The sequence below is a fragment of the Corynebacterium sp. KPL4015 genome, from assembly GCF_040225725.1.
Taxonomy (GTDB): domain Bacteria; phylum Actinomycetota; class Actinomycetes; order Mycobacteriales; family Mycobacteriaceae; genus Corynebacterium; species Corynebacterium rhinophilum.
In genome coordinates this window covers 1-15,226 of record NZ_JBEHGF010000025.1, presented here as the reverse complement: position 1 = coordinate 15,226, position 15,226 = coordinate 1, and the positions used below count along the sequence as shown (strand labels likewise).

The following is a 15,226-nucleotide window of genomic DNA, read 5'->3' as shown; positions in this document are numbered from 1 at the left end:
AGCACACATGAGCACCAAGGAAGGAGATGCGGTCTATAATGACCCAGCAAAGCAATCAATCCTTTAACCCCGAATATTTTGAAAATGTGTGGAATGGCTACGCGGATGAGGACTACGATGTGGTCATCATCGGTGGTGGCTCCGTAGGTGCCGGCGCGGCACTGGATGCAGCGACCCGCGGTTTGAAGACCGCAGTGCTGGAGTCCCGCGACTTCGCCGCAGGTACCTCTTCCCGCTCTTCCAAGATGTTCCATGGTGGCCTGCGCTACCTTGCAATGTTTGACTTCCGCCTCGTGGCAGAGTCCCTGAAGGAACGCGAGCTCAACATGTCTACGTTGGCTCCCCACCTAGTCAAGCCGCTGAAGTTCATCTTCCCGCTCACCCACCACGTATGGGAACGCGTCATGATGTTCGGTGGCTTTACCCTTTATGACCTCATGGGTGGCGCAAAGAGCGTGCCGATGCAAAAGCACCTCACCCGCAAGGGTGCCCTCAAGGTCACCCCGGGTCTGAAGGAAGACGCCATCGTCGGCGGTGTGCGCTACTACGACACCCTGGTGGACGATGCCCGTCACACCATGACCGTGCTGCGCAGCGCCGCTGAGTACGGCGCCGATGTGCGCACCAATACCGAGGTCATCGGCTTTGACAAGGACCGCGGCGGCCGCGTCGTTGGCGCTAAGGTCCGTGATACCGCCACCGGCCGCGAGACCACCGTGCGCGGTAAGGTCTTCATCAACGCCACCGGCGTCTGGAACGACAAGATCCAGGAGCTGGCCGGTGTGGAAGGCAAGTTCACCGTTCACGCTTCCAAGGGCGTGCACATCGTCGTGCCAAAGGATGCCCTGGATGCAGAAGCAGCACTGTGCTTCGTGACCGAAAAGTCCGTCCTCTTCGTCATCCCATGGGGCGATTACTGGATCATCGGTACTACCGATACCGACTGGGAAAAGGGCCTATCCCTGCCGGATCCCGCCCCCACCAAGGCGGATATTGACTACATCCTGGATGAGGTCAACCAGCGCGTGCGCCGCCAGATCACCCGTGATGACATCGTCGGTGTCTACTCCGGCCTGCGCCCGCTGCTATCCGGTAAGTCCGATTCCACCACCAACCTGTCCCGCAACCACGCCGTGGCTCGCGTAGCTCCGGGTATGGTTTCCGTTGCCGGTGGTAAGTACACCACCTACCGTGTCATCGGTAAGGATGCAGTTGACCTGGCCGTGGAAGAACTCGGCGGCAAGGTGCCGGAATCCATCACCGAGCACACCCCGATCCTGGGTGCTGCCGGCTACCACGCACTGGCCAACCAGATTCCTACCTTGGCCCGCCGCTACAACCTGAGCGAGGACTTCATCGAGCACTTGCTCGGCCGCTACGGTTCGCTTTTGGGTGAGGTTCTGGCTCCTGCGCAGGATGACGAGTCCTTGCTCGAGCCCGTTCCTGGCGCAGAGACCTACCTCTGGGCTGAGGTGCGCTACGCCGTCACCCATGAGGGCGCGCTGCACTTGGACGATATCTTGACCCGTCGCCTCCGCGTTGCCATCGAATTCGGTGACCGTGGCGTCAACGCAGCTCCCGCTGTTGCAGACTTCGTTGCTCCGCTGCTGGATTGGAGCGAGGAAGACAAGCAGCTCGAGGTGGATACCTTCACCAAGCACACCGAGGCAGAGCTGGCCGCTGAGGCAGCTGTAACTGACCGCGAAGCTAACGACATTCTGGTCCGCGCTGGCTCCGCTCGTCCGACCGAGACTCAAGGATAAGGGGAGACACTTATGGCTGGATCTGATGCATTTTTGTGGGAGTTTATCGGCACCACGCTGCTGCTGCTTCTTGGTAATGGCGTGTGCGCGCTGGTAAACCTCCGCACCTCGGGCGCTCGTGGCTCCGACTGGATTGTTATTGCCTTGGGCTGGGGCATGGGCGTCTTCGTCGGCGCCAGCGTCGCCGACCCCTCCGGCGGTCACTTGAACCCTGCGGTAACGCTCATGCTCGCACTCAATGGTTCGCTCGAATGGAACTTGGTTCCGTTCTACGCGCTGGGCCAAATCCTGGGCGCTATGTTCGGTGCCTTCCTAGCCTGGGCCGCATTCAAGCAGCTCTTCGATGCGAATAACTACGACGAAGAGGGCAATGTCACCGGTGCCAATTCTGAAACCGCCGGTATCTTCTTCACGGCCCCTGCTCACCCGCACAATGGCTGGAATACGGTGACCGAGTTCATCGCTACTACCGTATTGTTGATGTTCATCGCCTTCGGCCCTGCCGGCGGCGAGCTGGGACCGCTGAGCTACTTCGGTGTGGCGTTCGTTGTTGTCGCCGTCGGCCTGTCCCTGGGTACGCCTACGGGATACGCCATCAACCCGGTTCGTGACTTGGGTCCACGCTTGATGTACGCCTTCGTCCTACCCATTAAGGACAAGGGCAGCGCTAACTGGGGCTATGCTTGGGTGCCGATTGTTGGCCCGCTGCTTTCGGCCGTCGCCGTTGGTCTACTGTCCATTGCGCTTTAATCCAACCCCTATACAGGAGAAATTAGACACATGAGTGATAAGAAATACGTCGCAGCTATTGACCAGGGAACCACGTCAACCCGCTGCATCATCTTCAACCACGATGGCGATCAGGTATCCGTGGGCCAGCTCGAGCACGAGCAGATCTTCCCAGAAAAGGGTTGGGTAGAACACGACCCGCAGGAGATCTGGAGCAACACCCGCCGCGCCGTGGGGGAGGCTTTGGCCAATGGCGATATAACAGTAGAAGATATCGACTCTGTCGGTATCACCAACCAGCGCGAAACCACCGTTGTGTGGGATAAGAACACTGGCGAGCCCGTCTACAACGCCATCGTCTGGCAGGACACCCGCACCTCCGCTATCTGTAAGGAACTGGCTGGTGAAGAGGGCCCGGATAAGTGGCGCCGCCGCACCGGCCTGCTGATCAACTCCTATCCTGCCGGCCCGAAGGTTAAGTGGATCCTCGACAATGTCGATGGCGTCCGCGAGCGCGCCGAAAAGGGCGACCTGCTCTTCGGCACCATTGACTCCTGGCTGCTGTGGAACCTGACCGGTGGTGCCGAGGGAGACGGCGACAAGGAAGCGCTGCACGCAACGGACGTAACCAACGCTTCGCGTACGCTCCTCATGGACATCGAAAAGCTGGAGTGGGACGAAGAGCTGTGTAAGGAAATGGGCATCCCGATGTCCATGCTGCCGGAGATCCGCCCGTCCCTGGGTGATTTCCGCACCGTCCGCGAGCGCGGTTCCCTCGCCGGCGTTCCCATTCGCGCCATCTTGGGTGACCAGCAGTCCGCTATGTTCGGCCAAGGCTGCTTCCGTGCGGGTTCGGCCAAGAACACCTACGGCACCGGCCTTTTCCTGCTGCTGAACACCGGTACCACCCCGAAGTTCTCTGAAAACGGCCTGCTGACCACCGTCTGTTTCCAGCGCGAGGGCGAGCGCCCCGTATACGCACTGGAAGGCTCCGTGTCCATGGGTGGCTCCTTGGTGCAGTGGCTGCGCGATAACCTGCAGCTCATTCCTAATTCCTCTGCCATCGAGAACTTGGCGCGGGAGACCAAGGATAACGGCGGCGTTTACATCGTCCCGGCATTCTCTGGTCTCTTCGCCCCGCACTGGCGTTCCGATGCCCGCGGCGTCATCGTGGGCCTGACCCGCTTTGCTAACCGTGGACACTTGGCTCGCGCCGTCCTCGAGGCAACCGCTTACCAGACCCGCGATGTGGCAGATGCCATGGTGGCGGACTCCGGCGTGGAAATCACCGAGCTGCGCGTGGATGGTGGCATGACCACCAACGAGCTGCTCATGCAGTTCCAGGCTGACATCTTGGGCGTGGAGGTACACCGCCCGAAGAACATTGAGACCACCGCAACCGGCGCCGCTGTCGCTGCCGGTTTGGACAATGGCTTCTGGGAAGACCTCAGCATTCTGGATGCCCAGCGCGGTGACCTCACCGTATTCAAGCCCAAGATGGAGCAAGAAGAGGTGGATTACCTCTACGGTGAATGGAAGCGCGCTATCAAGCGTTCCTTGAACTGGGAAGACTCCGATGAGGATGAGTTGGACTTTTAAGTCCTGAAGTAAACTCGCGGGTATGGATACTTTCCCTACCCGGGCCCCTCGGCTCATCGCGAGTGATATTGACGGCACCCTGCTGGACCGCAATCATCGCGTCCCGCGTCGCAACCGCGACGCAGTGGCGCGGGCGGTGCAGCAGGGTGCTTATTTTGCTTTGTCCACCGGCAGGCCTTTTCGCTGGATAGAGCCGGTCCTAGAGCAACTCACGGTGCGCCCGGTATGCGTGACCTCAAATGGGGCGGTGCTCTATGATTCCGCGGAAGACCGCGTGCTATCGGCGCGGGAGCTTTATCCAGACGCGCTAGAAGAGGTGGTGACGGTAGCGCAGCGCGTCCTCGGCACGGTTGGCTTTGGCGCAGAGCGGGCGGGCGGTTCGCTTGCCGATGCCCCCGATCAGCTCTTCGTGGTCGACCCTCACTACTCCGAAAATGCCCTCTTTGAGGGCTTTGGTGTGGTCGGCGTGGGCGAGCTGGTGGCGCAGCCGGTGGTCAAGCTGCTTATCCGGAATACGGATTATTCCGCACCGGAACTCTACGACTTGATTGCTCCCCATATTGATCCGGAGCTGGCGCATATTACTTATTCCATGCAGGAGGGTGTATTAGAGGTCGCGGCCCCTAATGTCACCAAGCGCCGGGGTGTGGAGTGGCTGGCCAACCAGCATGGGATAGCGCAGGAAGAGACCATTGCTTTTGGGGATATGCCCAACGATATTGAGATGCTCACCTGGGCCGGCTGCGGGGTGGCAATGGAAAACGCCCTCCCGGCGGTGAAGGCGGCCGCTGATGCGGTCACCGTGGCCAACCACCAGGCGGGCGTGGCACAGGTATTGGAGCGCTGGTTCTAACTTCCGCTCCACGGGGAGGTTAGTCGGTGTAGATGTCTACCTTTTCGGTATCCATGTTGTAGACAATCTCGCCGCCCTGGAATTGAACGCGGATTTCCTTGCCGTCTTTCATTTCGTTTGTGGTGGGCAGGCCGAGCTTGGAAGCGTTATCGCCTTCCGCCCACTTCTTGGCAATTTCTCCGGTCAGGGCCTTTGCCTCGGAGTCCTCGGAGGAGAGGACCACACCGTTTTTGAAGAGCTGGTACATAATCTTGCCGGAATCGGTGGTGTCCGGTCCGCCAACGGCGAGACCCAAGACGGGACCAAAGGCGTTCAGGACGGAGGTCCAGGATTCCTTGAGGCCTTCGTTATTAGAAAGCTGCACAACCTTGTTGACGATATTCGGAATATCGCCAGCGGTCAGGTCACCGGCAAGCTTCTTATCAGCATCCGGCTGTGCCACGCGGTCATTGGACACTAGGACGCCGAATACGGCGGCGGCGATGCCTGCCAAGGCCTGGATGGTCGATACCGGAATGTCCACCCCGCCGATGGAGGAGGTGGCCTCGCCCGGGGTGGAATGACCGCCGTTACTCGATGGCGACTTCTTATCCCAGTTCATTGCAGCAGAGTTACCGCCAGCCTTAACCGCGTTGTACTTCTGCTTGGTGTTATCGCGGATCTGCTGCCAGTTCTGCGTGGTGTAGCGACCCGGGCACTGGGTGTAGTGGAAATCATTGTGTCCACTGAATGCGGGTACCGTAGCCTGCGCGCCGGCTGGAAAGCGGGATCCGCCAAAGCCACCAGAGGTCAGGGTAGCGGTGCCCGTGGGATCGATGCCGGAGATCGCGGCCTTCCACCCGGCAATTTCTGCCACCGAGTTCAGCATCTTTTCTGACGGTTCTTCATTTTCGTAGTTGCCAATCATGGAGATGCCCCAGTTGTGGGAGTTGAAGCCACCAACGTGTGCGCCCTGGACGGCCTTGTCGAGACCGCCGTAGCGGCCCTCGTAGATGGTGCCGAACTTATCCACGAGCACGTTGTATCCAATATCGCACCAGCCCAGGTTCTGAGCGTGGTATTCATAGGCAGCGCGAACCTGCGCGGCGGCCTGTGCCGGGGTGTAGTTATTGGAGCCCGCGGTGTGGTGCAGCGTCATCGCCTTGATGCCGTCATCGTAGGTGGGCTGCTGGCAGCGCTTAGATTCATCGGCGCCCCATCCGGAGCGGGACACTACCTTTGGCATGCCATCGGTGGCGGCAGTAGGTTCGATGGCTTGGCCTTCTTGGGCATTGCCGTCCATAAAGACGGCATCCAGGTCCGACACGGTGGTGCGGTCGGTGTTGTTTTCATCAGCTACTGGGGCGATATCGCCGACGTTATAGGGCTGCGCGGCGGCGCGGTTGGCATCCGCAGCACCGGTTGCTTTATCGGGCAACTCAGCATCGTCATCCAGGTTGGAACCGGTTACGAGGTCCACATTGGCCATGGATACCTGCACATCGTTGGTATCGCCCACGTAAATAAGCTCGGTACCGTTCTTGCCATCGCCGTAGTTCATGGCATCCATATCGAACCATTCGCTCCAGGAGCCGTCCTCCTGCTTGGAGCGGACGAAGGAGTGCACGTCGCGCTTGCCCTCCCAGGTCACGGCGAACATGTTGAACGCCTCGTCGCGGTGGAAGTGCTTGACGGCACGCGGGCCCTCGCCATCGCCTTGCGCTGCCACGGCGGGATCATCAACGACGACGGAGTCGGCGTTGCTAAAGTTTTCAGAGGCGTTTTTAACCTCGATGGGTCCGCCAGAACCGGAGTCCTGGGTTTTAAGGACCTGCTGGCCGCCGAATGCGGCCGCCATGACGAGGGCAATGGAGGAAACCGTCGCGATGACGGGTGTGGTCCACGTTGACCTCGTGGGAACTAGTCGACGTCGTTGCTTCACTCTATTCTCCCTGGGTTGAGTAAGTGCCGATGTAGCTGTAAAAACGGTTGCCAAAAGTTAACAGTTGATAGTGATGCTACGAGTGTGGCAGCTGTGAATCTTGTTGCGACACGCCGATGACCCGTGTTCCCCTCTGGAGTGCAATAAAGTGGAAGCCATGACTTCTTATGACCTCATCGTTGTTGGTTCCGGATTCTTTGGCCTGACCGTTGCGGAAAGGGCCGCTAGCCAGCTGGGAAAGAAGGTGCTCATTGTTGAGCGCCGCGAGCACCTGGGTGGCAATGCCTACTCCGAGGCGGAGCCCACCACCGGGATTGAAGTGCACAAATACGGCGCGCACCTCTTCCACACCTCTAATAAGCGCGTGTGGGAGTACTGCAACCAGTTCACTGATTTCACCGACTACCAGCACCGCGTCTTTGCCATGCACGATGGCACCGCCTACCAATTCCCCATGGGGCTGGGGCTTATCAACCAATTCTTCGGCCGTTACTACTCGCCCGATGAGGCCCGCGAATTGATCAAGGACCAGGCCGGCGAATTCTCTGCGGATGAGGCCAAGAACCTGGAGGAAAAGGCCATCGCGCTCATTGGCCGCCCGCTCTATGAGGCGTTCATCCGCGACTACACCGCCAAGCAGTGGCAGACCGACCCCAAGGAACTGCCAGCCAGCAATATCACCCGCCTGCCGGTGCGCTACACCTTCAATAACCGCTACTTCAACGACACCTATGAAGGCCTGCCCGTCGATGGCTATGCGGCGTGGCTAGAAAACATGGCGGATCATGAAAACATCGAGGTCCGCCTGGATACCGATTGGTTCGATGTCCGCGAGGATCTGCGCGCCGAGTCCCCGGATGCTCCCGTTATCTACACCGGCCCGCTGGACCGCTACTTTGACTTCGCCGAAGGCGAGCTCGGCTGGCGCACCTTGGACTTCGACCTCGAGGTCCTCGATACCGGTGACTTCCAGGGCACCCCGGTGATGAACTACAACGATGCTGATGTGGACTTCACCCGCATCCACGAGTTCCGCCACTTCCACCCTGAGCGTAAGGATCGTTACCCCTCCGATAAGACGGTCATCATGAAGGAGTACTCGCGCTTTGCCGATAAGGGCGATGAGCCGTATTACCCCATCAATACCCCGGAGGACCGCTCCAAGCTGGAGGCGTACCGCAAACTAGCGGCCCAAGAAGCCAAGGAGAACAAGGTGTTATTCGGCGGCCGCTTGGGCACCTATCAGTACTTGGACATGCACATGGCCATCGGCGCCGCTCTGTCCCTATTCGATAACAAGCTCGTACCCTTCTGGAACGAGGGCAAGGCCATCGAGCAAGAGCGCGGCCACTAAGAGCTGCTAATTTGCCCTGGGCACGCTATGCTTAGTCACCTCACAGGTTAGGAGGTGACGGCATGGCTCAACGCAAGAAATACACCAAGCCCGGGCACGCGGACCGCAGCATGTGGAAGATGTCCCCGGAGTGGCTCCAGGAGCATTTGAAACTGCGCAGCCGCGCAACGCGCATTCCCGATAAGAAAAAGCAGCAAGCAAAGAAGGCCTGCCGGAACACCCGGCGGGCCTTTCCGCTACTTAACCCCGCAATTATGAGTGCTCGCATTGCTCAATAGATGCAGCACTGGAAAGTATTTTTATGGTGTTCATTCAGCCTGAAGCCCAAAAATTCCTCGACTTAAACAAGGATGCCCCACAGCTAGATACGCGTAGCCCGGAAGAAAACCGTGCCGCCCAGCTGAAAACGGCAGCGGCGTGGGGCAAGAAAACCCGGATGGCGTCTGTGTATGAGACCTCGGTGCGCGGTGTCACGGTGCGGGTTTATATACCGGAGGAGCGGGAGCTTTCCGATGCCCAGCCGGCAGGGCCCGCCTTCATCTTCTTCCACGGAGGCGGCTGGGTGCTGGGGGATTTAGAGACCACGGATACAACCGTGCGGGATATTGCCGCAGAATCTGGAATTATGTGTATCAGTGTGCACTATCGTCGTGCACCGGAACACCCCTTCCCGGCACCGTTGGATGATTGCCGGGCGGTAGTAGACGGGGTGCTACAAGGAGAATTGGGGGTTGGTGTCGATCCAGCCCGCGTTGCCGTGGGCGGTGACAGCGCCGGCGGCAATATCGCAGCGGTCATCGCACAAGAACTGCGCGATCAGCTGGCGCATCAGGTGCTGATTTATCCCGTCATGGATTTATCCACCTTTGATACGCAATCCCATTCGGACTTTAGCGGCGGCTACTACCTCACTCGACGGCGCCTTAACTATTTTTATGATTCTTATGCGGGCACTGCAGACCGCACGGATATCCGTATGTCACCCGGTAGGAATGGCGAACTGGCGGGGCTACCCCCAGCGACAGTGATCACCGGTGAACTCGATCCGTTGGTCTCTGAGGTAAGTGACTACGCTGAGCGAATGCTCAATGCGGGCAATGTAGTGAGTTCTATCGAATTTAAGGGTCAAGTCCATCCGTTCGTCCAGATGGGCGGGATTATTTCGGATGCGTTGATTGCGCGCACCATTATTGGCAGCGAATTAAAGCGTGCGCTGCGAGCCCAAGGCTAAAGGCCGCGATCTGCCGGAGCTAATAGAAAGCTCGGCGTGAACACCCAACACTTAACACGAACACTCAACACAACACTGCACATGTTGAGTGTTGTGTTGAGTGTTATGTGTAGTGTTATGTGTAGTGCTCGGCTGAAGGTGAGAGGCAAACGGGGAAACGATGGACCTAGAAGAAATTGAGCAGATTGTTCACAATTTGCGTGCCATAGGCAAAGACACCAGCACGGTTGAAGCAAAAGCAGCTGGTGGAGGCCTGCCCAAGAAGATAACGCGGTCGGTGTCTGCTTTTGCCAACGGAAAAGGTGGAACGATCATCTTCGGCCTCGATGAGGAGTCGGGGTTTCTTCCCGTCGAAGGCTTCCAAGCCGAGTCCATAGCCAAAGCATTTGTGGAGGCATGCGCGGAGAAATTGACCCCTGCTATCCGTGCCGATGTAGAAATTGGTGCTGTCGATGGCGCGCCGGTAGTAGTTGCGGAAATTCCCGAGCTTGCGCCTTTTGATAAACCGTGCTGGGTTACTGCGCAATCTAAATATAACGGGAGCTACATTCGCGAGCACGATGAAGACCGGCTTTTGAAGCCCTATGAAATCGATCGTCTCGAAGAAAATAAGATGCAGCCCTCGTGGGATCTGGAGGTCGTGGAGGCGGCTACTATTGCAGACCTCGATCGGGACATCGTCCAGCAAATCCTAGAGCGCGAACGAAGCCTGCGGCCTGGGATTTTTGGCAAGTTCTCTGATGAAAGGGCATTGAAAGCCCTGCATCTCACCGGCGTAGGAGAGGATGGGGAAGTTCATCCGACCTTGGCTGGCTTATTAGTAGCCGGCATTTATCCGCAAGAATTTTTCCCGCGGCTCAACGTAACTTTTACTGCTTATGCGGGAACGGCCAAGACCTCGACCAAAGGTCAAAGATTTGTTGATAACGCGAGTTTTGTAGGCCCGATTCCGGAATTGGTGCCAGCGGTGGTTTTCGCGGTTGAGAAAAATATGCGGGTAGGCGGCGTCGTCGATGGAGCGTTCCGAGAAGACTTGCCGGATTATCCTCCAGTAGCGGTCAGGGAAGCGGTTGCTAATGCGCTCATGCACAGGGACTATTCTCCTCAGGCTAGAGGGACACAGGTTCAGGTTGATATGTACGCTGACCGGCTAGAAATCATTAATCCGGGTGGCCTTTTTGGAATGGTGAACGTCAATAACCTTGGGAATCCAGGCATGACAAGTGCGAGGAATCAGCACCTGTCTAAGCTATTGGAAGTAACGGCGATTTCCGGAGGGTCTGGGTACGTGGCGGAAAACCGTGGAACTGGATACATTGAGATTCTTGATCAGCTGCAAAAGACACTCCTTCCTCCGCCGAAGCCGGCGGATTCGTTGACCACGTTTACGTTAACTTTTGAACGGCGTGAAATGACTTTGCCGGAGCGGAGTGCGTCTATACACGGCGGTTCTAGTGAACGGATTATGGAGTATTTGGCCCAGCATCAGTCTGCGAATAGCCGTGAGCTTGCGGCGGCTGCCGGGATTTCTGTAGGTGGGGTGCGCAGAATCCTGAACCAATTGGTAGATAGTGGACGGATCGAGCGTACGGAGCCTTTGCGCAGCCCTAAACAGAGGTATCGATTGGTTACATAGGCAGGCGCCTGAACACCCAACACTCAACACAACACTCAACATGTGCAGTGTTGTGTTGAGTGTTATGTGTAGTGTTCGCCTGCACCTGCGGGGCTAAAACCCTGCCACCACCAGTTTTGCCAGCTTGCGGCCTCCGGGTGCGGTGGCGGAGTGATGGAACCGTGTGGTGTGTGTATGGAGCTGACGGGGCTAATGCCGTGCAGTGAGTTGATAAACCACAGGGGACATTCCGCAGCGAGTGCCGGGGTCAATGGGTGCTGCGCGGTGGAAAGTCCCAAGTCATTGCAGCGGCCCAAGACCTGGCGCAAGGTCACGCTGGGCAGGCGCACGCCGGTGGGAAGCAGGAGGGTGTCGCCGTCCCAGGCGATGAGTGCGCCGGTGGTGGTTTCGGCGATGGCGCCGTGGGCATCGACAATCGCGGTGTCATCGGTGCCGCTTACCTGATACTGGCTGCGGTAGGCGGCCAAGGCGGGCAAGTCCGGGCCTTTAACTAGAGGCTGTGCGCGGGGATCGGGGGCCTTAGCATAAGTAAGGCGCGTGTGGGCGCGCGGGGCCGGGGCAGGCCGGATATCGAGGTATAGGTTGCCGGCTATGAGGACAATGCGGGGAAAGAGCTCGCCGCCTGAAAGCAGCTCCAGCATGGCGGGGACGAAGCCTGCGGGCAAGGTCCCGGCGGCGGATTCGAAGCGCTTCAGGTGGAGCTGGAGGCCGTGCGTGCGGCCTTGCGAATGGCGCCAGGAATCGGCCACGGTGCAGGAAGCGGTTGGTGGGGTGCAGGGGATAAAGGCGCCGTCGCGCCAGATATAGGAGCTCATGACCACGCCCCTATGACAGATTGGGCCTTGAGATTTCTTTCGGCCAGCTCGGCTGCGGGATCGGAATCGAGGACGATGGCCCCGCCGGCGCCGACGGTGACCTCGGAACCCGCGCGCACCGCGGTGCGGATCACCACGCTGAAATCCGCCTCGCCGGAATAGCCGAGGTAGCCGACGATGCCGGAATAGACGCCGCGGGGTCCTGCCTCGAGGGCATCGATAATCTCGCAGGTGCGCAGCTTCGGCGCGCCGGTCATGGAGCCGGGCGGGAAGGCGGCGCGGATGGCATCGAGCGCGGTGGCGCCGGGGCGCAACTGGCCGGTGATTGTGGAGACCAGCTGGTGCACGGTGGCGTAGCTTTCCACATTCATCAGCCTCGGAACGCGCACGGTGCCGGGTTCGCATACGCGGGATAGATCGTTGCGTAAAAGGTCCACGATCATGAGGTTCTCGGCGCGGGTCTTGGGGTCATCGCGAAGCAGCGCGGGGTCCTGGTGGGCTGGAATGGTGCCCTTGATGGGCTTGGCCTCGACGCGGTTATCGCGCACGCTGAGGAAGCGCTCGGGCGAGGCGCTGCAGATTTCCACGTCGTCGAAGACCAGATGCGCCGCGTATGGTGCCGGGTTGTGCCGGCGCAGCGCCGCGTAAATATCGCCGGTGGCCTGCGCGGTATAGGTATCGGTCAGGCAGACCTCGTAGCTTTCTCCGGCGTGCAAGAGCTCTTGGGCGCGCTGGATGCGGTCCAGGTAGTCGGTGGTGCGCCAGGCGCCCGCGCTTGCCGATGCCCCCTCGCTTCCCACCTGCCCACCTTCCAGGGCTTCCTCCAGCCGGTCGAGCAGGTCCTGCGCGCCGTCGCCGTCGAGGCAGCACAGGTGCGCTACCTGCCGGTGGTGGTCGTAGATAAGGAAGGACTGCGGTTGGATGAAGTAGGCATCGGGATAAGGCGAGCGGTGGCGCAGTTGGATGGGCAGGGTAAGCTGCGCGCATTCGTAGCCGAGGAAACCTACCACCCCGCCGGTAAATGGCAGATCTGGTGCATCAAAGACCTGCGTGGATAGCTCGCGCTCGAGGGCGGTGAGGATATCGGGGGCATCGCCAAGCCGGTAGCGAAAGGAGCGGCTAAGCGGGCCGGTAGCATCGCCAAGAATGCTATAGCGCCCGCGCGCATCGGCGGAATCGAGGAAGAAGGCATCGTTGCCGTCTGCCTGCAGCGCCGCGAAGACGCTGGGGCAGTCAATCGCGCCGGGGACCTCGCGGTGGAGGAGGCGAAAACCGCCGAGGAAATTGCGCAGCAGGGTCGCGCCGTGCTGTGTCAGCACCGATTCGGGGTGGAATTGCACGCCCCAATGAGGCAGGCCATCGACCTTGAGGGCCTGGACGGTGCCGTCCTCGCTGCGGGCATGCACGGTGATGCCGGGGGCAGGTTCAATGTGCAGCGAGTGATAGCGCACCACCTGAAAGTCCTGCGGGATGGTGGCAAAAATTCCCTCGCCGGAATGGCTAATGGTGGAGACAAAGCCGTGGCGCGGTTCGGGCGCGCGGCTTATGCGGGCACCGGCGAGCATCGCCAAGCCTTGGTGGCCAAGGCAGACGCCGAGCAGGGGAATCCGCGCTGCGGCGGCTGCCTCGATAACGTGCCGGGACATGCCAAAGTCGTTTTCTTCCTCCGGGGTTCCTGGACCAGGGGAGATAACCACGTGGCTGAACTCGCCGGCGCGCACGCGATCTGGAATGTTGGCGGCCTCGCCCGCGGGAACGACGAGCGGCTCGGTTCCGGAGACCTCTGCGATGAGGTGGGCGAGGTTAAACGTGTACGAGTCGTAATTATCAATGAGCAGGATCATCAAAGGCAGAGTCTATAGCCCAGTGCGCCCCACGCGTAACTTGCTCCACGCGCGCCTTAACTACTGGGTTACGACCAACCAATTGACGTATGTCACACCGCGTTGTAAAGTTAACTTTAAGTTAACAACAAGCAAACGGGGAAAGAATCCAGGAAAGGGGATAACAATGAACCGGTTTGAAACCCTCCGTCACGACCTGCACACCAAGTACGGTCACGGATATACCCGTGCTGAAATCGATGCGAAGTTGGACGAGGTCATCGCCAAGCACACCGCCCACGCCGGGCTCGTGGAATTCATCCCTGTGCTGGTAGAGCGCGAGGTGCGCGAGTTCTTCGGCGCCCACCGCATCCACGTTCGCTTCGCCGCAGGCAATAACCACGCCCTGGCCAAGGCCGCCGCGGACCTCACCAAAAAGCACGCGGGGGAGGCGCTCTACGTCGATACCGCCGCCGCCCACCCGGAAAATGACGGCAATGACCACCTGGCGCACGTCATGAGCGAGCGCGGCATGGGCCAGGCTCCCAAGAAGTACCTCGAAGAGGTGCGGACCGTGGCCATGCCGGATTACATCGTGTACCTGGGTCGCGAGGTCGAGCGCGATGAGGCCGGCAAGGACATCAAGATCTGGGACATCGCCCCGGCTGAGGCCGTTGAGCAGGCCCGCGAGCTTGCCGATGACCTAGAGGCCCGCGTCTACTACATGCTGAACAAGCTGGGCATCGACCCGGTAACTGAATCCGTGCGCGTCTAGCCTAAGGCAGGGCGAAAGCAAAAAGGGCTGAGGGAAACCTCAGCCCTTTCATCATGCATGCAGTGTACTTCCATTCCGGTGGTAGGCCAGATAGAGCGGGCGGCGCGAGCGGAAGCCCGCGGCGTCGAAGACAGGGGTTAAGTAGCAGGAGGGGATCCGGACACTTTTAAGAATATTGGGGTTGCCCGCAAATAGCGGTTGCGTCCTTTCGTGTGGTGTCGTTTTTATAGAAGAGTTGGCCTATTCAGGCGTCATTGGTTTCCGTGGTGTTGCTGGTAAGCGGCTGAATGCGACCCCTGTGGTTAAGGACAGGGCTAGTGCCATTGCCCATATTCTCTTTGAGAATGGTGTAAAGAAAATCAATTGACTTAAGTCCGCGCATTTTAGAGGGACAACCCTTATCGTAGGTAGAATTGCTACCTATATAGGTTATCGACCTATCTTGGGTTGAAATATTTGTTGGAGGTTTCGTGAAGCAATGGACTCGTAAAATTGCATCTTCGGTATTGCCCTTGTCGATTCTGGCGATTCTTTCAAAGGGAGAGTCATACGGTTATGAGATCAGAAAGATGCTCGTAAGTTTCAATCTTGGAGATTTTAAAAGCGGTACCGTGTATCCGCTTTTAACTCGGTTGGTTGCGTCCAGTAGCGTGGTGTATCTGTAACTGACGGTGGGCCCCTTATGAATGAGGCTGGCGACCACCGTAGTACCTTTCGATTCCGTAAC

At 59.0% G+C, this 15,226-nt stretch carries 13 protein-coding genes; 10 read left to right on the top strand and 3 right to left on the bottom strand.

The window, feature by feature from the left end:
* Positions 1-38 precede the first annotated feature (38 nt).
* From ABRP64_RS09275 to ABRP64_RS09260, 4 genes are read left to right on the top strand one after another with little or no spacing between them, the layout of a single operon-like run.
* Positions 39-1,763, top strand: a complete 1,725-nt coding sequence (locus ABRP64_RS09275) for a glycerol-3-phosphate dehydrogenase/oxidase (RefSeq protein WP_034667312.1) — start codon at positions 39-41, stop codon at positions 1,761-1,763.
* A gap of 12 nt (positions 1,764-1,775) precedes the next feature.
* The gene (locus ABRP64_RS09270; protein ID WP_284771165.1) at positions 1,776-2,513 is read left to right on the top strand and encodes an MIP/aquaporin family protein; all 738 of its coding nucleotides are present in this window, start codon (positions 1,776-1,778) and stop codon (positions 2,511-2,513) included.
* A gap of 30 nt (positions 2,514-2,543) precedes the next feature.
* Positions 2,544-4,091 (top strand): glycerol kinase GlpK, encoded by a 1,548-nt coding sequence (glpK, locus tag ABRP64_RS09265; RefSeq protein ID WP_349838635.1) that lies wholly within the window; start codon positions 2,544-2,546, stop codon positions 4,089-4,091.
* A 22-nt stretch (positions 4,092-4,113) separates the two neighbouring features.
* Positions 4,114-4,944: an HAD family hydrolase gene (locus ABRP64_RS09260; protein ID WP_349838634.1), complete on the top strand. Its 831-nt coding sequence runs from the start codon at positions 4,114-4,116 to the stop codon at positions 4,942-4,944.
* A gap of 19 nt (positions 4,945-4,963) precedes the next feature.
* Here the strand turns inward: ABRP64_RS09260 and ABRP64_RS09255 are convergent, their stop codons facing one another.
* Entirely contained in the window at positions 4,964-6,865 is a 1,902-nt protein-coding gene (locus tag ABRP64_RS09255) for an N-acetylmuramoyl-L-alanine amidase (RefSeq protein ID WP_284852539.1), read from the bottom strand.
* Positions 6,866-7,022: 157 nt separating this feature from the next.
* Here ABRP64_RS09255 and glf point away from each other — a divergent pair, with 157 nt between their 5' ends.
* From glf to ABRP64_RS09235, 4 genes are all read left to right on the top strand, one after another.
* Positions 7,023-8,219, top strand: coding sequence for a UDP-galactopyranose mutase (gene glf / locus ABRP64_RS09250; RefSeq protein WP_349837008.1), 1,197 nt, complete (start codon positions 7,023-7,025; stop codon positions 8,217-8,219).
* Positions 8,220-8,281: 62 nt separating this feature from the next.
* Entirely contained in the window at positions 8,282-8,497 is a 216-nt protein-coding gene (locus ABRP64_RS09245) for a hypothetical protein (protein ID WP_284783595.1), read from the top strand.
* Between the two features lie 23 nt (positions 8,498-8,520).
* Positions 8,521-9,450 (top strand): alpha/beta hydrolase, encoded by a 930-nt coding sequence (locus tag ABRP64_RS09240; RefSeq protein ID WP_284783593.1) that lies wholly within the window; start codon positions 8,521-8,523, stop codon positions 9,448-9,450.
* Between the two features lie 160 nt (positions 9,451-9,610).
* The gene (locus tag ABRP64_RS09235) at positions 9,611-11,086 is read left to right on the top strand and encodes an ATP-binding protein (RefSeq protein WP_284783591.1); all 1,476 of its coding nucleotides are present in this window, start codon (positions 9,611-9,613) and stop codon (positions 11,084-11,086) included.
* Between the two features lie 62 nt (positions 11,087-11,148).
* On the opposite strand, the gene ABRP64_RS09230 is transcribed toward ABRP64_RS09235, so the two are convergent.
* Positions 11,149-11,901, bottom strand: coding sequence for an aminotransferase class IV (locus ABRP64_RS09230; RefSeq protein WP_284783590.1), 753 nt, complete (start codon positions 11,899-11,901; stop codon positions 11,149-11,151).
* Entirely contained in the window at positions 11,898-13,745 is a 1,848-nt protein-coding gene (locus ABRP64_RS09225) for a chorismate-binding protein (RefSeq protein WP_349866238.1), read from the bottom strand. The genes ABRP64_RS09230 and ABRP64_RS09225 overlap by 4 nt, the downstream gene beginning before the upstream one ends.
* Before the next feature lie 166 nt (positions 13,746-13,911).
* Here ABRP64_RS09225 and ABRP64_RS09220 point away from each other — a divergent pair, with 166 nt between their 5' ends.
* Positions 13,912-14,499: a three-helix bundle dimerization domain-containing protein gene (locus ABRP64_RS09220; protein ID WP_284783587.1), complete on the top strand. Its 588-nt coding sequence runs from the start codon at positions 13,912-13,914 to the stop codon at positions 14,497-14,499.
* A 470-nt stretch (positions 14,500-14,969) separates the two neighbouring features.
* Positions 14,970-15,164 (top strand): PadR family transcriptional regulator, encoded by a 195-nt coding sequence (locus ABRP64_RS09215; protein ID WP_349866236.1) that lies wholly within the window; start codon positions 14,970-14,972, stop codon positions 15,162-15,164.
* The last annotated feature ends 62 nt before the right edge of the window (positions 15,165-15,226 follow it).